This is a genomic window from Streptomyces sp. NPDC002499, from assembly GCF_053595415.1.
The window spans coordinates 528,373-546,925 of the sequence record NZ_JBSFXO010000008.1 but is presented as its reverse complement, the minus strand read 5'-3'; the positions used below and the strand labels follow the sequence as shown (position 1 = coordinate 546,925).

The window sequence follows — 18,553 nt, the reverse complement described above, 5'->3', positions numbered from 1 at the left end:
GCGTCACCCCCATGGCCGACATCAGGACGAACAGGGCGGCGGCGACCGGAACCAGCCCGACCTCGCCGAACGCGCCCGTCGACATGAGCATTGACGGTCGGACCACCCAGGCCCATCGCGCTGCCGCGGCATCGCAGCCGAAGGCACTACAGCCGGAAGAGCGCCCAGACCGTCTTCCCGCCGGCGGCACGCAGGTTCCAGCCCCATGAGTCGCTGAGCGCCGAGACGACCTGCAACCCCCGCCCGGACTCGGCGAGTTCGTCGGGCCGCCCCTCGACCGGGATGCGCTCGCTCTCGTCGGTGACCCCGCACACGGCGTACGACCACCGGTCCCACAGGGCGAGCCACAGGGACGGCTCCAGGGGCGCGCGACCGTCCCGCGGTTGTCCGTAGCGCAGGGCGTTGCTCAGCAGTTCCGACACGGTGACCGCCATGTCCTCGATGCGGTCGTCCGCGATACGGCCCTCCAGCGCGGCCCAGGTGAACGCCCTTGCGACACGGGCGGATTGGGTCACCGGCGGCACGACCAGGACGGAACAGAGCGCCGGTCCGCGGGGATCCCCGGCCGCGGGGGCGAGTGTCAGGCTCTCGCCCGGCGCCGGCCGGCCCAGGTCGTCCACGGCGCGACACAGCCACTCCCAAGTCGCCTCGACCCGCAAGGAGTTGACCGGTCGTGCGACTTGCTCTGCGGACATCGCGACCCCTGGTACCCCTGCGGAGAGAACAACTACGCGCGCTACGCCTTGCGGAGTATGGTGCTCCGCCTTCCCCATCGAACGCAAGTGCATCGGCAATTACCGCTGCAATTGCAGACGATCTTGCGAGGGGTCCGCGCGGGCGCTATCGTCACGCTCACCACCCATGGATGCAATTGAAGATGCAATTGCAGACGATCTTTGTGGGAGTGACGCGTCAGATGCAGCACTTGACGAACGGCATGCCGGCGACCCAACTGGGCGGCGCCCTCTGGCGCAAGAGCCGGCACAGCAACCCCGAGGGCAACTGTGTGGAGCTCGCCGCCCTCCCGGACGGCAGCGTCGCCGTACGCAACTCGCGCCACCCGGAAGGTCCGGCACTCGTCTACACCAGCGCCGAGATCACCGCCTTCGTCCGCGGCGTGAAGGACGGCGACTTCGACGGCCTACTCCCCGGTCGTTGAGGTCGGCTTCACCCGTGGATGGCCGGAAGGCGGCCGGACTCCGGCCGCCTTCCGGCCCCATCACTCCCTGCGGTGGTTCGGCATCTCGGTGCTACGCTCCATGGTTGAGGCCCCAGAATCTCTGGTTCCGGAGACGTTCCGAGGTCTGGGACGCAGGAACATTCAGGGATGCGGAGCCGGTGCGGCGGCCGAGGGGTGGACATGACTGCAGCTCAACCGGAACTGGTTCCCTCGGGTTCCGAGGTGCTCAACCTTCAGCGCGGCGGCCCGACGGTACAGCGCATCATGCTGGGCACCCGGCTGCGCCGACTGCGCGAGTCCCTCGGCATCACCCGCGACACGGCGGCCACGGCGATACGCGCCTCCGACGCCAAACTGTGCCGCATGGAGCTGGGCCGCGTCGGCTTCAAGGCCCGTGACATCACCGACCTGTTGACGCTCTACGGCGTCCAGGAACCGGACGTACGGCAGGAGTACCTGGACTCGGTACGGCGATCGAACGAGCCCGGCTGGTGGCGTGCGTACGGCGACGCCTTCCCGAGCTGGTTCGAACAGCACCTGGGTCTGGAGGAGGCGGCCTCCCTCATCCGCACCTATGAAGTCCAGTTCGTCCCGGGCCTGTTGCAGACGCGCGCGTACGCCGAGGCCGTCGTCCGGCTCGGCCACCCGATCGGCGCCCCGGAGTCGGTGCAGCGGCGCGTGGAACTGCGGATGACCCGGCAGGCGCTGCTCACCGGGCCCGACGCGCCCCGCCTGTGGGTCGTGGTCGACGAGGCGGCGCTGCGCCGTCCGCTCGGCGGCCGGGACGTCATGCGCGACCAGCTGACGCACCTCATCGAGGCCGCCGCCCTGCCGAACGTCACCCTCCAGGTGCTGCCCTTCCACGTCGGCGGACACGCGGCGGCCGGCGGACCGGTCACCATCCTGCGGTTCCCGGTCCCCGACCTGCCGGACGTCGTCTATCTCGAGCAGCTCTCCAGCGCGCTCTACGTGGACAAGCCCGAGGAGGTCGACCACTACCTCTCGGTCATGGACCGCCTCAGCCTGGTGGCCACACCGGCCGCCGACTCGGTCGCCTTCCTGGAGCAGGTCCTCAAGGACAGCTGAGGCCCGGGGCCAGGACAGCTGAAGCCCGGACCCATCTCCCTCACACCTGAGACCGGTACAGCCCGAACTCCGCGATCCGTACGGTGCCCCGCGCCGCGGTGACCCGCAGCCGCCACCGCCGGGCCCGCACCGGCGCCGGCAGCAACAGGATGCGGCTCGCGCCGATCGTCCCGGCGCCCGTGATCTCCGTCCAGGCACCGTCGCGGAACGCCTCGACGACGACACGCTCCACCTGCTGGCCGTGGCGGATGTCCTCGGCGAGCCGGACGCGGTCGACCTCCTGCTCGCGCCCCAGGTCCACGGTGATCCGGCCCGGTGCCGTGGTCGTGCGGGCTCCGGCGGCCAGGTCCCGGGGCAGCTCGCGTTCGATCCGCTCCCGGAACTCGCGCAACCGGACGACGTCGGTGCCGTGCAGCAGGCCGTCCGTGTCGGGCGGGACGTTGAGCAGCAGCACGGCGTTGCGGCCGACCGAGCCGAAGAAGATCTCCGTCAAGTAGTCGACGGACTTGGGCTGTTGGTCGGGGTGGTAGAACCAGCCGTCGCGGATGGAGACATCGCATTCGGCGGGCCACCACTGGAGATAGTCCGTCACCGGCTGTGCCGTCACCAGGGCGTCCCGGCTGCCCTCGTCGGGGGTGTCGTAGGACAGCGCCCAGTCGGTGCGGCCGTACTGGTTCTCCTTGACCGGGACGACGCTCCACTCGTCCTCGCGCGCGATCCCGCTCTCGTTGCCGACCCAGCGCAGGTCCGGGCCGGTCACGGCGATCGCCGCGTCCGGGGCGAGGGCGCGCACCAGGGTGTACCAGCTGTCCCAGTCGTAGCTCTCCACCTTGTCGGGCGGGATGCGCCCCTGGGCGCCGTCGAACCACACCTCGTCGACCGGGCCGTACTCGGTGAGGACCTCGTAGAGCTGGTTGAGCATGTGGGCGCCGTAGTCGGTGGCCGGGAGGGTGTACGACCGCCCCGGTGAGCGGTCGTCGCCGTCGACCAGGGTGGGAATGGTGCGGTCGGAGCGCCCGCTGCCGTTGGCGTACACCCCGTCCAGGTACTGGTTCTCGTCGGCGGGCGAGATGTAGACACCGACCTTGAGTCCGTACCGTCGCATGGAGTCGGCGAACGAGCGCAGGACGTCGCCCTGTCCGTCGCGCCAACTGCTCGACGCCACCGTGTGGTCGGTGTAGCGGGAGGGGTAGAGGACGAAGCCGTCGTGGTGCTTGACGGTCAGGATGGCGAGGTTGAAGCCGCCGTCGCGCAGGGCGCTGGCCCACTGGTCGGTGTCGAGGCCGGTCGGCTGGAAGACGTCGGGGTCCTCGTCGCCGGTGCCCCACTCCAGGCCGGTGAAGGTGTTCACACCGAAGTGCAGGAACGCGGTGCGCTCCAGTCGCTGCCAGGCGATCTGCCGTGCGGTGGGCCGGACTTGGGAGGCCTTGCGGACGAGGTCCGAAGGGCTGTCGTCCGGCGAGACGGGGATGCGGTAGCGCGGGTCCTCGGCCTCCGCGGCTGCCGCGATCGAGGGGACGCCGGTCACCGCGAGGGTGGCGACGGCAGTGCCTGCGGTGACGAAGAGGCGTCTGGAGACGGCCATGAGGGCTCCTCAGATCAAAGGCCGGACGTCAGTTCACGTGCCAGACGGCGGGCGGGTGTTGGTCGACCGGGTACTGCACGAGCCGGCCGTCCACGGGGCTCACGGCCATCTGCGTGATGGCGTTGACGAGCCGGTAGCCACTCGCCACGGGTTCCAACTCCCAGCGCTGCAAGGTGTTCCGGTCGTCGCAGGTCTCCCTGGTCGCCTCGACTCCGGGCTGGAGCGGCACGTTGAGCGTGAGCCTGCCGCCACGCACTTCCAGACAGCCGTCGGCCGTCCGCAGGGTCGCGTACCCGTCGGCGGTGCGCCGCACCTCGGCGCCGAAGGAGGTGCCGGACGCCCGGAAGGTGTAAGTCCCGTCCGTCACCGGCACCTTGGTGAGGTCCCGCCAGCCCGGTGCGTGTCCCACCGCGCTGCCGCGTGCGGTGAAGTCGGCGTAGGTGGCGTCCGGGTACGGGTCGCCCCAGGTGGCCTGGGCGATGTGGTCGAGGGCGGGCCACAGGCCGACGGCGACCTCGTTCTCGGTCTCGCCGCGGCCGTTGTCCGGCCAGAGGCTGATCTTCGCGCCGGTGATGCCCTTGCTGGACGCCACCTTCTCGCCCTCGAAGCTGCGCGGGTCCCAACCCTGGTCGTACAGCGACTCGGTGTCGCTGTGGAAGCCGCCGCGGACGAGGTAGAGCGAGTAGGCGGCGTTCTCCACCTGATAGCCCTGCGCGATCAGCCCGCTCGGCTTCACCGCGACGTTCAGCCAGTGCTCGACCGTCGTCCCGGCCGCGACCGGCACGGTGTTGGCCCCGGTCAGACCGTCGTTCCAGATCCGCAGCCGCACGCCCTTGCTCGCCGCGTAGGCGTGGACGCGGTTGACGAAGTCGACGTAGGCGTCCTGCGGGGTGGCGTCGGGGCCGTACTTGTCCCGCGCGTACCGCAGCATCTGCGGGTACTTGGCGAAGTCGGAGCCCAGCATGTACTCGTCGGCGCCCATGTGCCAGGACGTGGAGGTGAAGACCTGGGCGTACTCGTCCATAAGGCTCGTGTAGTAGTCGAAGGCGGCCTGCTGGGTGACGTCGAGCCGGGCGGGCTGCTTGGTGCCGTCGGAGTCGGTCAGCTGGAGATCGGGGCGGTTCTCGATCCACGGGTCCATGTGACCCGGGGAGTTGATCTCCGGGATGATCTCGACGTGGTACTTCTCGCCGAGGGCGACCAGGCGGCGGATCTCGTCCTTGGTGTAGTAGCCCCAGGTGTTGGCCTCGGGATGGGCGTCGCTTTTCACCTTCAGTTCGAGGAGCAGCTGGTCGAGCTTGTGGTACGCCATCTCGCGGACGAGGTTCTCCAGCCAGGGCAGCGAGATGTGCACGTAGCAGGCGCAGACGCCGACGCCTCGCTCCTGGTAGCGGGGCACGTCCACGGTCCGTCCGGCGGGGATCCGGTCGCCCTGCGCGAGCAGTTGGAGGAGCGTGCGGGTGCCGTAGAAGGCGCCGGTCTCGGTGGCGCCGGTGATCAACAGGCTCTTCCCTGCGTGGAGTTCGTAGCCCTCCTTGCCCAGTTCGGCCTTCGACGGCCGGACGTCGATCGAGATGTCGCCCGGGCGGGCCGTACCGCCCACTACGGGCACCCTGCCGTGGCCCGAGGCCCGCAGGTCGTCGGCGAGGGTGCCGGCGACCCGGCGCTCGGCCGCGCCGGAGACGACCAGCCGAGCGCCGTGCTCGAAGACGTAACTCCCCGACTCCGGCGCCCAGTCGGTGAGCGCGGGCACCGTGACAGGAGCCGCTGCCGTCTGCGCCTGCGCGAGGGCCGGCACGGGCGCCACGAGCAGCGCGAACGCCGCCGCGACGACCCCCGCGAGCCGGAACCGTCTCTTCCTGTGCTCAGTCATGCCACTCCACTTTGAAGACCCACGCGAGCCGACCAGCCTTCCGGGCCGCCGCGGGAACGTCGATGACCAGAGCGCCGTTGCTCACGGTCCAGTTCAGGGGCCGGCCGTGGCCGAGCATCGTCACCTTGTCGCCGGCCCGGATCGGCACCGGGGCCTCGACGGTGAGTCTGCCGCCCGGCTCGGCCAGGCTGTGGATGTAGAACGCCTTGTCCGGGCGGACGGTGAAGCGCAGGTCGTCGCCGAGCTCCGCCATCCTCGACCAGTACGTCGTCCCGTGGATCGCCTCGCCGTTGACGCGCAGCCAGCGGCCGGTCTCCCGCAGCCGGGTCTGCATGATCTCCGGGATGGTGCCGTCGGCGCGCGGCCCGATGTCGAGCAGGAAGTTGCCGTTCTTGGAGACGATGTCGACGAGGGAGTGCACGACCTCCTCCGTCGTCATGTAGGCAGAGTCGGGGGTCAGTTGGTTGTAGCCGTAGCTGCGGGGGTCGAGCCCGCGGCTGGACTCCCACTTGGCGACGACCGTGTTGTCGTACGTCGTGTACTCGGGGGTCGTGAAGTCGTGGAAGCCGATGCCCGAGCGGTCGTTGACGGTGACCTCGATCGGACGGGCCCGGTTCTTGGCGTGGTTGAAGTACTCGGCGAGGACATGGAGGCTGTCGTTCGCGCCGCCGATGTCGCACCAGATCAGCTCCGGGTCGTAGCCGTGGATCAACTCCAGCATCTGCGGGGCCTGGTAGTCCCGCACGAAGTCCTTGCCGCTGGTGTAGCCGGTGTAGGGCAGCGGCTCCAGCGTGTACGGGTTGCGCGGGGCGTGGCCCATCCACGGGTTGTCGGGGTTGAACCACTCGGGCATCGAGAAGTAGAGGCCGCGGTGGAGTTCGGGCGTGTACCGCTTGGACGCCTCGAAGAGCTCCTTGACCAGGTCGCGGCGCGGGCCCATCTTCACGGCGTTGCGGTCGGAGACCTTGGTGTCCCACAGGGCGAAGCCCTCATGGTGCTTGGAGGTCAGCACGTGGTACTCGGCACCCGCGTCCCGGAACAGTTCGACCCAGGCCCGCGGGTCGAACTTCTCGGCGGTGAAGCGCGGGATGAAGTCGTCGTACGCGAAGTCCGCGCCGTAGGTGTCCCGGTGATGGGCGTACGTGGGGTTGTTCGGGTCCTGCATCTGGTCCCAGTACCACTCGGCGTACTGGACACCGACCGGCGCCCAGGCGGGCACCGAGTAGACGCCCCAGTGGATGAAGATGCCGAACTTGGCCTTGTTGAACCAGTACGGGGCCTGGTGGCCGGCGAGGGAGGTCTCGGTGGGCTGGTAGTCGGCGACGCCGAGAGTCAACGGGCCTGTCCTGGCGGCGACTTGGGAGCCTCGGCCGCGTACGGCCACCGTGCCGTCCCGCTCGGTGCCGGGTGCCGTGCCGGTGCGGTTGCGGATGCCGACCCGTACGCGTGCCTGCTCGCCCGGGTCCAGGCGCCGTACCCGGGCGGGTTCGACGGTGCGGGCGCCCGGCACGTCCACCCGGACGGTCACGTCGTCGCCGGCCAGGATCGCGACCGTGCCCGCGTTGACGACGGTCGCCTCGACGCTCTGCGCGCCGCTGGACTCCAGGAGGGAGTTCGTGGAGTGGGCGTCCCGCAGGGTCAACGCTCTTCCCTGGGCGACCGGTTGGAGGGAGAGGGCGAAGACGTGCAGGGAGGTCTTGTTCGCCTCGGCCGGGTTGGTGACCGGCAGGGTGATCGCGACCGCCTCGCGCCGCGGGTCGGTCCACACCTCCGAGACGCCGATCCCGACGGTGTGCTGGTCCTTGCCGCCGTCCGGGGTGTAGCGGTAGGGCGCGGAGAGCGGACCGCCCGCGGAGTACCAGTCGGAGCCGCCGAGACCGCCCGTGGTGGTCGAGCCGTCGGCGTAGTGCACGGTGGCCTGCCCCGAGGCGTTGCCGTAGCTGCCGGAGGTGAGGAAGAAGGCGGACAGATAGCGGCCCTTGGGGAGTTCGACGCGCTGGCCGAGCGCGACGACGTTGTTCTTGGCGCCCGCCGTCGCGGCCGGGAAGAGGAAGGGGATGCCGTCGACCTCGATCTGGCCCGCGGGGAGTTCCTCGCCCGGGAAGGTGTAGCCGGAGCCGTCGAAGTCGCCGCCGCGTGCCGAGGCGGTGTCGATGCCGTCGTTGTCGTAGAGGGCGTCGAGCGGGACAGGGACCGCGTCGGGGACGGGGACCCAGTCCCGCCCGCCACCCGACCGATCACTGACCTGCTCGGCCGCGCCCGCCCCGGACGCGGTGGTGAGCGGGAGGGTGGCCGAGGCGGCGAGGACGGCCGCGGTGCCGAGAACCTGACGTCTTGGATACGGATTCATGAGCGGCTCCAATTCATCGGATGTCTGATGATTGGGCGAGCCCAGAGGACTGTCAATGAGGCGTGTACGTAAGGAAGTTATGTCAGTGATCGGATGATCCGCAGGTCAGCGAACGGCACGCCACCGCTGCCGCGCAAAAAGTCCAAGAAGAGCCGCCCGAATGTCCAAGAGTCGGCGCTCTCCACCGTCGAGGCGTCGGCACCCTCGACGCACGGCCCGCCCCGGGGCAGAGTGCTCCCCGTACCCTCGATCCATACTCGCGAGTAACGAACCCATCGCACCCCGAGGAGCCTCCGTGACCAGCTGGGTCGGCCGGACCGCCACCGAGATCGCCGCCGCCGTACGCGAGAAGCGGGTCACGCCCCGGGAGGTGGTGGCCGAGCACCTCGACCGGATCGATCGGCTCGACCCGCGCGTGGGCGCGTTCCGGGTGGTGCGGGCGCAGGCCGCGCTCGCCGAGGCCGACGAGGTCGCCTCCCGCGCCGACCTGACCCAACTGCCGCTGGCGGGCGTGCCGTTGGCCGTCAAGGACAACCTCGCCGTGCGCGGCGAGTCCAACCGCGTCGGCTCGGCCGCGACGCCGGACACGCCTGCCGCCGAGGACCATGTGACGGTGGCCCGGCTGCGGGCGGCCGGCGCGGTGGTCGTCGGGCTGACGAACGTGCCGGAGCTGTGCATCTTCGGCACCACGGAGGGCGTGCACGGCACCGCCCGCAACCCGTGGGACCTCACGCGCACGGCGGGCGGCTCCTCCGGCGGCAGCGCGGCCGCGGTCGCCGCGGGCCTGGTGCCGATCGCCCTCGGCAACGACGGCATGGGCTCCCTGCGCATACCGGCCGCCAACTGCGGTCTGGTCACCATCAAGCCGGGGCACGGGGTGGTGCCCGCGGATGTCGGCGAGGGCGACTGGTTCGGCATGACCGAGAACGGCCCGCTCGCGACGACCGTCGAGGACGCGCGGCTGGTGTTCGGGATCCTCGCGGAGACGGGGCCGGTACGTCCGCAGGCCCCCGCCATGCGCAAGGTCGCCGTCTCACTGCGCAGCCCTTTGTTCGGCGTCACGATCAGCAGGCCGTACCGGGAGGCGGCCCGAGGTGCGGCCGGGGTGCTGATCAAGGCCGGTCACCAGGTCCGGCGCGCGGACCCGCCCTACCCGGCATCGCTGAGCACGACCTCGCTGGCGCACTGGACGGCGGGCGCGTCCGTCGACGCGAAGGACCTGGACCCGCGCCTGCTGACCCGTCGTACCAGAGTGCACGCGGCGATCGGCCGGCGCTTCGTGAACAGCGTGCGCACCACCGACAGCCGGGACCGGCTGCGCCTGCGCCTGGAGCCGTTCTTCACCGAGTACGACATCCTGCTCACGCCCGCGCTCGCCCGCCGCTCCCCCAAGTCCGAGCCGTGGGACGAGCGGGGCTGGCTGCGCAACGTCCTCGTCAACACCAACTACTCGCCGCTGACGCCTCCTTGGAACCTCACCGGCTGGCCGGCCATGTCCGTCCCGTTCGGCACCCTGCCCTCGGGCGCGCCCTGCGCCGTACAGCTGGTGGGCCGCCCCGGCTCCGAGGCGGAGCTGCTCGCGCTGGCGGAACAGATCGAGAAGCTGCATCCGTGGCAGCGGACGGCCCCGCTGGACTGAGTACGGCGTCGGTCCCGGGGGCGGGAAAAACTGCTGGAGGCCGCGCGGCGCCCCGTGCTTGCATGGATCGCATGATGTCCACCGACCGTCTGCTCGCCTTCGCCGCGCTGTCGTTCCTGCTGATAGTGATCCCCGGCCCCAGTGTCGTGTTCGTGATCGGGCGGGCGCTCGCGCAGGGACGCAGGGCCGCGCTGACGACCGTCCTGGGGAACACGATCGGCGCCTATCTGCTGGTCGTCGCCGTCGCGTTCGGCGTCGGGTCCGTGGTGGAGCGCTCGGTCCTGGTGTTCACGGTGCTGAAGCTGGCCGGTGCCGCCTACCTGGTGTATCTCGGCGTCAAGGCGTGGCGTGCGCGGGGTTCGCTGCGGGCCGCGTTCACCGACGGCGGGGTGCGGCACAGCGGCCTGCGCACGTTCTGGGAGGGCTTCGCGGTCGGTGTCACGAACCCGAAGACCATAGTGTTCTTCGCGGCCGTGCTCCCGCAGTTCGTCGACCGCGCCCAGGGCCGCGTCCCGCTGCAGATGCTGCTGCTCGGACTGGTCTTCAACGTCATCGCCCTCGCGTCCGACAGCGTCTGGGGCCTGGTCGCGGCCACCGCTCGCGACTGGTTCGCGCGCTCGCCGCGCCGCCTGTCCATGGTCGGCGGCATCGGCGGCCTCTCCATGATCGGCCTGGGCGTGACGGTCGCCGTCACCGGCCGCAAGGACTGAAGCGGCCGCCGGACGGAGCGGACTACTGGGCCCTACAGCGCCCGGTACATCACGTGCAGCCCCACCAGCCCGTCCCGCGGATGCTCGAACGCGTCCGGGACGGTGCCGAGAATCATGAAGCCCAGGGACGTCCACAGCCGCACGGCCGGGTTGGTCTCGACGACCGCGTTGAAGACCATGCCCCGATAGCCGTCGGCCTTCGCGGTGACCAGGATGTGCTCGGCGAGGGCGCGGCCGTAGCCCCGTCCCCCCTGGTCGGGGTCGACCATGAAGCCCGCGTTGGCGATGCCCGCGGCCGGGCCGCCGTAGTTCGGGGTGACGTAGGCCGAGGCGACGACGGTGCCGGACTCGTCCTCGACCACGTGGACGCGCTTCGCCGGATTCATCCACAGGGCCCGGGCCGCCTCCTCGGAGGTGCCCGGGTCCCAGGCGTAGGTCTCGCCGGCGGCGACGATGCGGTGCCAGAAAGGCCAGATCCGCGGCCAGTCCTCGGCCACGGCTTCTCTGATCTGCATGGGCGTCAGTCTCGCACGCCCATGTGAGACCTCAGTCGACGCTGGGCAGGATGTGCGGCTCGGCGAGGTCGTCCTCGTAGCCCGCCAACCGGATCGGGGCCGACCGGGCCCACACGTCGAGGCTGCCGATGTCGCCGGGCCGGTGGCCCGCGCGCTGCGTACGTTCCTTGGGACCCTGTTCCAGATCCGTCTTCTCTGGTGTCACCGCGCACTCCTTATGTGTCGGGTCACCCTCGGGAGGTGCAGACCGCTTCACGGTCCAGCTTCTGACGTCCCGCTCGGGTGTGAGTCGAAAGCAGTTCGGACGCGGTGGCGCCGGTACCTCATGAGAGCAGGCCGCTGTGAACCGGCTTGTCCCGGGACGGACGTGGGTGTGGGTGGAACCCGCTGGTGCTGTCCGTCCGGATCAGAGTAACCAAATGAGCGGGCCCGCGCTCGATAGGGACTGAAAACAAGGTGTAACTATCCCAAGTCCACGTGCCGCCACCGCAGATGCTATGCACCGATTCGTCGTACGGCGACCGATTTTCGGTTCACCCGGACGGCCCACACCTGCGCAAGCGTCCGCGAAGAGTGGGCGGCGCAGTTCAGATCCCGTTGGCCGAATCGCAAGGCGCCCATGATCTCCTGTCGTGCGGCAACGGCTTGTCCTGCGGGAGGACTGACGCATGGAGCTGCGCAGTGTCGAAGAGCTGATGGATCTGCTGCACGCCTGCCGGGGCTCGTGGGACGCCCCGGGCCTGCGCGGCGGTCGCGTCGATCTGCACCAACACGCGCTGCAGACCGCCGCCCTGCTGCGCCGGCGCCGTCCCGCCGACAAGGAGCTCCAGCTGGCTGGCCTCGTCCACGCCATCGGCCCGCTGCTGCGCCCCGGCGATCCGAGCGCCCACGCGGACTGCGCGGCCGACGCGGTACAGGCTCTGCTCGGCGAGCGGGTCGCGCGGCTGGTGCGCACCCACCATCGCGCCGAGGCCGGCACCGACGACGATCTGCTCAGGCTGCGCCAGGCCGACGAGGAGGGCCGCAACCCTGCCTTCGACGCGGGCGTGCTGGAGGACTGGCGGACCGTGCTGGAGATCGTCGCCGCCCGCAACTCCCGTCTCGGGGCTGTCGACTGACGGATCGTCATGAGACGGTACGGCGATGACGTCGTCGTACGGACACAAGGCGCGCGAGCCGGAGGCCAGGGGTCTGGAGGGCAGGGGTCTGGAGGGCAGGGCCGCCGTCGTCACCGGTGGCACACGCGGCATCGGGCGTGCCGTCGCCGGGCAGTTGGCCGCGGCCGGGGCGCTGGTGTGCGTGACGGCGCGGGACGCGGACGGGGTGCGGGACACCGCCGCCGAGCTGGGCGGCATCGGCGTGGCGGGCAGCGTCGCGGACCCGGCCCACCTGAGGGAGGTCACGGAGCTGGCCATGGCCGAGTTCGGCCGCCTGGACATCCTGGTCAACAACGCGGCGACGAACCAGCCGTTCGGGCAGCTGATGGACGTGGACCCCGAGGCCTGGCGGGAGGCTTTTGCCGTCAACGTCGAGGCGCCGCTGCGGCTGGTCCAGTGCGCCTGGCGGGCGTGGATGCGGGAGCACGGTGGCTCGGTCGTGAACATCTGTACAGAGGGTGTCGGTCATGTGGGCCCCAATGTCGGGGCCTACGGGACCAGCAAGACGGCCCTGCTGCGCCTGACCCAGCAGCTCGCGGGCGAGCTGGCCCCGAGGGTGCGGGTCAACTCCGTCTCCCCCGGCCTGGTCCGCACCGAGATGGCGCGGTTCGTGTGGGAGCCGGGCGAGGCCGAGGTCGCCGCGGGCCTCCCGCTCGGGCGGATCGGCGAGCCGGCCGACGTGGCGCGGGCCGTCGTATGGCTGGCCTCCGACGCGGCGGAGTGGGTGACCGGGGCGGATCTGGTGGTGGACGGAGGGACCCGGGTCCGGGCGGCACGCCCGGGCGGGTACGCCGTCCACGACCGGCTGCGGTCGGCGAGGTGAGCCGGATGTGCCCGAGGTCAATGCGGTTGCGCGGTGCCCTCCGACAGGGCTACAGGCCCAGGGGTGGACCTGCATGGGGTCGAACCACGAAGTACGCGTGACCGTCGCACCGGGCACACCGGCGCACCTCCACAACGGTAGAGCGCCGGCCTCGTGACCCGCGAGCGAATAGGCGGGCCCCACCTCCTGGCATGCCCGCTGACGCTCAGCGGGCCCTCCACCGCTCAGCCGACCGCTACCACTTCCCGGGCGCGTAGTCCTTCAGGAAGACGCCGTACACGTCCTCGCCCTGCTCGCCGCGCACGACCGGGTCGTACACCCGGGCCGCGCCGTCGATCAGGTCGAGCGGGGCGTGGAAGCCCTCCTCGGCCAGGCGCAGCTTGTCGTAGTGGGGGCGCTCGTCGGTGATCCAGCCGGTGTCGACCGAGGTCATCAGGATGCCGTCGCTCTGGAACATCTCCTGGCCGCTGGTCCGGGTCACCATGTTCATCGCGGCCTTGGCGGCGTTGGTGTTCGGGTGGCCCGCGCCCTTGTAGCCGCGGCCGAAGACGCCTTCCATCGCCGAGACGTTGACGATGTACGCGCGTCCGCTCGTCGCCTGCCGGGCGGCTCCGGCCATGACCGGGCGGAGCTTGCTGATCAGGATGAACGGCGCGGTGTAGTTGCAGAGTTGGGTCTCGAGGAGCTCCACCGGGGAGATCTGCTCGATGGTCTGCACCCAGGTGTTGGTGTCGACGACGTCGGGGACCAGACCGCCCGCGTCGATGGCGGTGCCGTCGAGGTGCCGGGCGACGCTGGCGTTGCCTGCGACCAGCGCGAGGTCGGCGACCTGCTGGGCGTCGAGGTTGCTGATGCCGACGGGCAGGGCCGCGAGGCCGTCCACCGCACCGGAGTTGAAGGCGCCGATGACGTGGTGGGCGGGGAGTTCACCGGCGGGCAGCGGGGCGCTCTCGCCGTCGACCAGGGCGGCGTACGCGGAAGGCAGCCGGCGTACGGTCTGGGTCGCGTTGTTGATGAGGATGTCGAGCGGGCCCGCCTCGGCGACCTGGTCGGCGAGGGCGACGACCTGTGCGGGGTCGCGCAGGTCGACGCCGACGATCTCCAGGCGGTGCAGCCAGTCCGCGGAGTCGTCCATGGCCTTGAAGCGGCGGATGGCGTCCTTGGGGAAGCGCGTGGTGATCGTCGTGTGGGCGCCGTCGCGCAGCAGCCGCAGCGCGATGTACATGCCGATCTTGGCCCGGCCACCGGTGAGCAGGGCGCGCTTGCCGGTGAGGTCGGCGCGGGCGTCGCGCTTGGTGCGGTTCAGGCGGGCGCAGTCGGGACAGAGCTGGTGGTAGAAGTAGTCGACTTCGACGTACCGGGTCTTGCAGGTGTAGCAGGAGCGGGGCCTCTGGAGGATGCCGGCGAGCTGTCCCTCGTCGGTGCCCGAGGAGGGCAGCAGGCCCTCGGTCTCGTCGTCGATGCGCTGGGCGGAGCCGGTCGCGGTGGCCTCGGTGACCGCCTTGTCGTGGGCGGTCTTGGCGGCCCGGCGATCCTGCCGGCGGCGCTGCTTGACCGTGCGGTAGACGCCGGCGGTGGCCCGGCGCACCGCGATCGCGTCGGGGTGGTCGACCTCCAGCTTGTCGAGTTCCTCCAGCACGCTCAGGCAGACGGCGAGCCGCTCCGGGTCGATACCGGGCCCGAACACGACCTCTTCCCCGGTCGTGGGGCCTTCCTCTGTCACCGTCATCGCGCTGCCGCTTCCCTGCTGTCCCGCGTGGCGCTCCGATCGCACCCACTGTCGAACGGCGAATTTTACGGAGCGCCGGCCCGGTCCACCAAACCCGGCGGGATCAGGAGCCGCAGGCAGTGATGAGCGTCTCCACCTCCGCGGTCAGCGCGGCGGCGAACCGATCAAGGTCCGGCACGGCCTCGGCGTCGGCGACGAGCCCGTAGTGCACGTGTCCGCGGTACGTCGAGACGGCCACCGCGAGTGCCTGGCCGCGGGCCAGCGGGGCGAGCGGGTAGACCTCGGTGACCGGGTTGCCGCCGAGCTTCAGGCCGATGCTCGGCAGCGGCACGCTGGTGACCAGGATGTCGAACCATAGCCGGGCGGCCTGGCTGACCAACGGCCCGCCGAGCCGGTGCGCGAGCGGCGGCACGTGGTCGGCGAGGAGGGCGACGGCGCCCGCGCCTCGGTTGGGTCCCGCGTCCTTGTTGCGGTTCATGGCGCCGCGGACCGTGCCGAGGCGGCTGAGCGGATCGGGGTCGTCGACCGGGAGCCGTATCAGGTAGCCGGAGAGGCGGTTGCCCTGCGGCTGGGCGGTGCGCGGCCGGCGTTTGGAGACGGGGATCAGGGCGCGCGGTGCCACGCCCTCGCTGCCGTCGCCGCGTTCGTCGAGCCAGCGGCGCAGGGCGCCCGCGACGACCGCGATCAGTACGTCGTTGACGGTGCCGCCCTCGGACTTGCGGATGCGGTGCACGTCGTCGAGGTCGATGACGACCCCGGCGGTGCGGCGGGTCCCGGTGGGCTCGGCGGTGAGCGCGGCCGAGGACTGCGTGGCGATGGTGGACACGGCCACGGAGGCGCCGATGTCGAGGGCCCGGCCGACGTCGGAGAGGGCGCCCCGGACCAGTCCGGGCAGCTTGCGCACGTCGGGCAGCAGACCGGGCTTGGGCTCCTCACGGCGCGGCCGGGGCGTGGGCAGGTCCATCGGGTCCAGGACGGCGGCGGCGAGCGTCAGGGCGCGCAGCCCGTCGGCGAGGGCGTGGTGGAACTTGAACAGCACGGCGAAGGAGACCCCGTCCTCCCCCGGCAGCACATGCGCCTCCCAGGGCGGCCGGTCGCGCTCCAGCGGGCGCTCCATGAGCCGGCCCGCGACCGCGTGGAAGTCGGCGGTGGGGGCGTGCAGCCTGATGTGGTGGAGCGGGTCGAAGTCGGGATCCGCCTCACGGGCGGCGCTCCCGAAGCGCAGGGACAGCGGCTGCCACACGTCCCGGATGCGCATCCGCAGTCCGGGTACGCCGGCGGCGCGGGCGGCCAGCAGGTCGGCGGCGTGGGCGCCGGCGGTGGGCGAGTGGGCGGAGAAGACGCCGAGCGCGCCCAGGTGCATCGGGTTCCGGTCGGACTCGATGTTCCAGAACGCCAGGTCGAGTGGAGCGAGCAGGTCGGAAGTCAAAGGCTTGCCTCGCGTCGACTAGGGGTGAGCAAGCAGTCAAGCGCCGACCAGTGATTACGGTCAAGTACGATCAAGCTACGCTCAGTTAACGGCAGGTTACGTCTCGGTCCGGTCCCGCCCCTCCTGAGAGGGGCGGGACGCGTGAGACGCCTGTGATCACTTCAGTGCTGGTGGCGCCGCTTTCGGTGATGTTCCCCACTCAGACGGCTGCGGGCCGACCGTGAAGGCCAGCGAGCGCAGGGAGCGCAGATCGCCGGTCGTGAGATACGTCCGGCCGTACGCCTTCCCGTCCGCTCGGGCCGACTGGACGTACCGGTCGGTGGCCGAGGTGCCGGACGCCGTGACGGTCAGGGCGCCGCGCGGGTAGTAGCGCCGGTCCAGGGTCAGGTCGACCCGCTCGAAGACCGGCGTGGACAGGCCCCAGGTGTCGTAGCCGGGCTGCACCGGGAAGATCCCGATCGACGACAGCACGTTCCACGCGGACATCGTGCCGAGGTCGTCGTTGCCCGTCATGCCGGTCGGACCGTCCGTGAACAGGGTCAGCGCGGCATGGACGACATCGGTCGTCTTCCAGGGCTGGCCGGTGGACAGGTAGGTGTACGGGGCGATCAGGTCGGGCTCGTTCTGCGGGTTGTACTTGTCGGCGTTGTAGTAGTCGTACGGCCCGTTGACCCACACCTCGCGCGCCGTCTTCCCCGGGTCGGCCAGCAGCCGGTCGTAGGCGAAGAAGGAGTCGAGCCGGTCGTTGGCCGCCTGCTGTCCGCCGATCAGGTCGACCATGCCCGGCAGGTCCTGCGGCACCAGCCACTGGTACTGCCAGGACGTGCCCTCGTGGAAGCCCTCGCTCTTCGCCGGGTCGGCCGGCCCGACGAAGGCGCCGGAGGCGTCACGGGCGCGGAAGAAGCCGGTCGAGGGGTCGAAGACGTTCCGGTAGCTCTGCGCCCGGGCGGCATACCGCGCGGCGTCCGCGCCGTGGCCGAGGTCCCGCGCCATCTGCGCGAGCATCGCGTCCGACAGCGCGTACTCCAGGGTGGCCGAGGCCCCGTGGTCGTAGTCCGAGTCACCGGGCTTCACGTGCGGGCGATCCTTGATGTACGGCGCGTAACCACCCGCGATGTACTCCGCGTCGGCCTCCCGGCCCACGGCCGGCGAGTCGGCGGGCGGCACCCCGTCGGCGTTCTGCTTCAACGCCCGGTAGGCCCGCTCCTCGTACCCCTTCAGCAAGCCCTGCTGATAGGCGTTGGTCAGGAACGGCGTGACCGGGTCGCCGGTCATGATGTTCGTCTCGACCGTGCCGTAGCCCCACTTGGGCAGCCAGCCGCTCTCCTCGTCGATCCTGATCACCGAGATCGCCATGTCCCGTGCCTCGCGGGGCGCGAGCAGGGAGAGGAGCTGGGACTGGGTGCGGTAGGTGTCCCACAGCGACCAGTTCTGGTAGTACGTGAAGTCCTTCGCCCGGTGGATCTTCTGATCCCACCCGGTGTACCGGCCGTCGACGTCGCTGCCGATGTTGGGCGCGAGGAACGACCGGTACAGCGACGAGTAGAAGGTCCGCCGCAGACTGTCGGAACCACCCTTCGCCCGTACGTCGTCCAGCCGTTCCTCCCAGGCCCGTTGGGCTTGGTGACGAACCGTGTCGAACGAACTCCCGCCCTCCGCACGGAGGTTGAGCGCCGCCCCTTGCGCGTCGACGTAGGACAGGGCCGTGGTCGCCTCGACCGTACGGTCCTTGCTCGTGTCGAAGCGGACGTAGGCGCCACCGCTGCCGCTCTTCGAACCGGCCGTCACCGTCGAGCCGTTCCAGGTGCCGTACGTGGTGAAGGGCCGGTCGAAGCGGGTGATCGTGTAGACGGTGTACGGCTTGGTGTCCTGGCAGAAGCCGCGGCCGGTGATGGCGGTGCGCACGGTCCGGCTGTCGAGGACCTCCACCTTCGAGGTGACCCCGCTGTGCAGCGACTGGGCCGCGTTCAGCAGGACGTTGGCCTTGTCGGTGGCCGGGAAGGTGTAGCGCTGCACGCCGGTGCGCGCGGTCGCCGTCAGCTCGGCCTCGACGCCGGTCTTCAGACCGACCTGGTAGTAGCCGGGGCTCGCCTGCTCGTCGTCGTGGCTGAACTCGGCCGCGTACTGGGCGTAGTCCGTCTGTGTCACGTCACCGGTGGTCGGCAGCACGGGCAGATCGCCGCCGAGGCCGCAGCCGACGCCGGAGAGGTGGACCAGGGAGAAGCCGCGGATGTGGTTCTGGGAGTAGTCGTAGCCGGTGTTGTGGCCTGTGTCCGGCGAGAACTGCACCATGCCGAAGGGCACGGCCGCGCCGGGGTAGGTGTTGCCGTCGTTCTCGGTACCGATGAACGGGTTGACCAGGTCGGTGAGTCGACTGTCGGGCGAGGCCTGGGCGGTGGCGGGGACGGCGAACAGCGCGGACGCTGCCACCGCCCCCGCCATGCCCAGACGCAGGCGCCGGGTCCATCTCATGCGGG

15 protein-coding genes are annotated in these 18,553 nt (G+C 70.8%); 6 read left to right on the top strand and 9 right to left on the bottom strand.

Going from position 1 to position 18,553, the window contains the following annotated elements; translation table 11 throughout:
- Nucleotides 1-146: 146 nt before the first annotated feature.
- Nucleotides 147-695 (bottom strand): ATP-binding protein, encoded by a 549-nt coding sequence (locus tag ACWD5F_RS25285; RefSeq protein ID WP_451257549.1) that lies wholly within the window; start codon nucleotides 693-695, stop codon nucleotides 147-149.
- A 221-nt stretch (nucleotides 696-916) separates the two neighbouring features.
- Between ACWD5F_RS25285 and ACWD5F_RS25280 the strand changes: the two genes are divergently transcribed.
- Together ACWD5F_RS25280 and ACWD5F_RS25275 are read left to right on the top strand one after the other, a co-directional pair.
- Nucleotides 917-1,159 (top strand): DUF397 domain-containing protein, encoded by a 243-nt coding sequence (locus tag ACWD5F_RS25280; RefSeq protein WP_280881454.1) that lies wholly within the window; start codon nucleotides 917-919, stop codon nucleotides 1,157-1,159.
- 201 nt (nucleotides 1,160-1,360) lie between these two features.
- Entirely contained in the window at nucleotides 1,361-2,266 is a 906-nt protein-coding gene (locus ACWD5F_RS25275) for a helix-turn-helix domain-containing protein (protein ID WP_451257547.1), read from the top strand.
- A 40-nt stretch (nucleotides 2,267-2,306) separates the two neighbouring features.
- On the opposite strand, the gene ACWD5F_RS25270 is transcribed toward ACWD5F_RS25275, so the two are convergent.
- From ACWD5F_RS25270 to ACWD5F_RS25260, 3 genes are read right to left on the bottom strand one after another with little or no spacing between them, the layout of a single operon-like run.
- Nucleotides 2,307-3,851, bottom strand: a complete 1,545-nt coding sequence (locus ACWD5F_RS25270; protein ID WP_451257545.1) for an alpha-L-fucosidase — start codon at nucleotides 3,849-3,851, stop codon at nucleotides 2,307-2,309.
- 28 nt (nucleotides 3,852-3,879) lie between these two features.
- Entirely contained in the window at nucleotides 3,880-5,724 is a 1,845-nt protein-coding gene (locus ACWD5F_RS25265) for a family 20 glycosylhydrolase (protein WP_451257544.1), read from the bottom strand.
- The gene (locus tag ACWD5F_RS25260; RefSeq protein ID WP_451257542.1) at nucleotides 5,717-8,074 is read right to left on the bottom strand and encodes an alpha-L-fucosidase; all 2,358 of its coding nucleotides are present in this window, start codon (nucleotides 8,072-8,074) and stop codon (nucleotides 5,717-5,719) included. The genes ACWD5F_RS25265 and ACWD5F_RS25260 overlap by 8 nt, the downstream gene beginning before the upstream one ends.
- 295 nt (nucleotides 8,075-8,369) lie before the next feature.
- Between ACWD5F_RS25260 and ACWD5F_RS25255 the strand changes: the two genes are divergently transcribed.
- A complete protein-coding gene (locus tag ACWD5F_RS25255) occupies nucleotides 8,370-9,713 on the top strand; it encodes an amidase (RefSeq protein WP_451257540.1) in 1,344 nt (447 codons plus the stop codon).
- Between the two features lie 71 nt (nucleotides 9,714-9,784).
- The gene (locus ACWD5F_RS25250) at nucleotides 9,785-10,423 is read left to right on the top strand and encodes a LysE family translocator (RefSeq protein ID WP_451257586.1); all 639 of its coding nucleotides are present in this window, start codon (nucleotides 9,785-9,787) and stop codon (nucleotides 10,421-10,423) included.
- Between the two features lie 32 nt (nucleotides 10,424-10,455).
- On the opposite strand, the gene ACWD5F_RS25245 is transcribed toward ACWD5F_RS25250, so the two are convergent.
- Nucleotides 10,456-10,938, bottom strand: a complete 483-nt coding sequence (locus ACWD5F_RS25245) for an N-acetyltransferase family protein (RefSeq protein ID WP_451257538.1) — start codon at nucleotides 10,936-10,938, stop codon at nucleotides 10,456-10,458.
- A gap of 31 nt (nucleotides 10,939-10,969) precedes the next feature.
- On the bottom strand, nucleotides 10,970-11,143 hold the full coding sequence (locus ACWD5F_RS25240; protein WP_401711622.1) for a hypothetical protein: 174 nt from the start codon (nucleotides 11,141-11,143) through the stop codon (nucleotides 10,970-10,972).
- A gap of 463 nt (nucleotides 11,144-11,606) precedes the next feature.
- On the opposite strand from ACWD5F_RS25240, the gene ACWD5F_RS25235 reads away from it, so the two are divergent.
- Nucleotides 11,607-12,056, top strand: coding sequence for a hypothetical protein (locus tag ACWD5F_RS25235; protein ID WP_451257536.1), 450 nt, complete (start codon nucleotides 11,607-11,609; stop codon nucleotides 12,054-12,056).
- A 25-nt stretch (nucleotides 12,057-12,081) separates the two neighbouring features.
- The gene (locus tag ACWD5F_RS25230) at nucleotides 12,082-12,918 is read left to right on the top strand and encodes an SDR family oxidoreductase (RefSeq protein WP_451257534.1); all 837 of its coding nucleotides are present in this window, start codon (nucleotides 12,082-12,084) and stop codon (nucleotides 12,916-12,918) included.
- 235 nt (nucleotides 12,919-13,153) lie between these two features.
- Here ACWD5F_RS25230 and ACWD5F_RS25225 read toward each other — a convergent pair whose 3' ends face one another.
- The 3 genes from ACWD5F_RS25225 to ACWD5F_RS25215 form a co-directional block, all read right to left on the bottom strand.
- A complete protein-coding gene (locus ACWD5F_RS25225) occupies nucleotides 13,154-14,647 on the bottom strand; it encodes an SDR family NAD(P)-dependent oxidoreductase (protein ID WP_451257532.1) in 1,494 nt (497 codons plus the stop codon).
- A 103-nt stretch (nucleotides 14,648-14,750) separates the two neighbouring features.
- Entirely contained in the window at nucleotides 14,751-16,076 is a 1,326-nt protein-coding gene (locus ACWD5F_RS25220; RefSeq protein ID WP_451257530.1) for a wax ester/triacylglycerol synthase family O-acyltransferase, read from the bottom strand.
- Between the two features lie 156 nt (nucleotides 16,077-16,232).
- Nucleotides 16,233-18,548 carry a GH92 family glycosyl hydrolase gene (locus tag ACWD5F_RS25215; RefSeq protein ID WP_451257528.1) on the bottom strand — a complete coding sequence of 772 codons (2,316 nt, stop codon included), beginning with the start codon at nucleotides 18,546-18,548 and terminating at the stop codon, nucleotides 16,233-16,235.
- Between the last annotated feature and the right edge of the window lie 5 nt (nucleotides 18,549-18,553).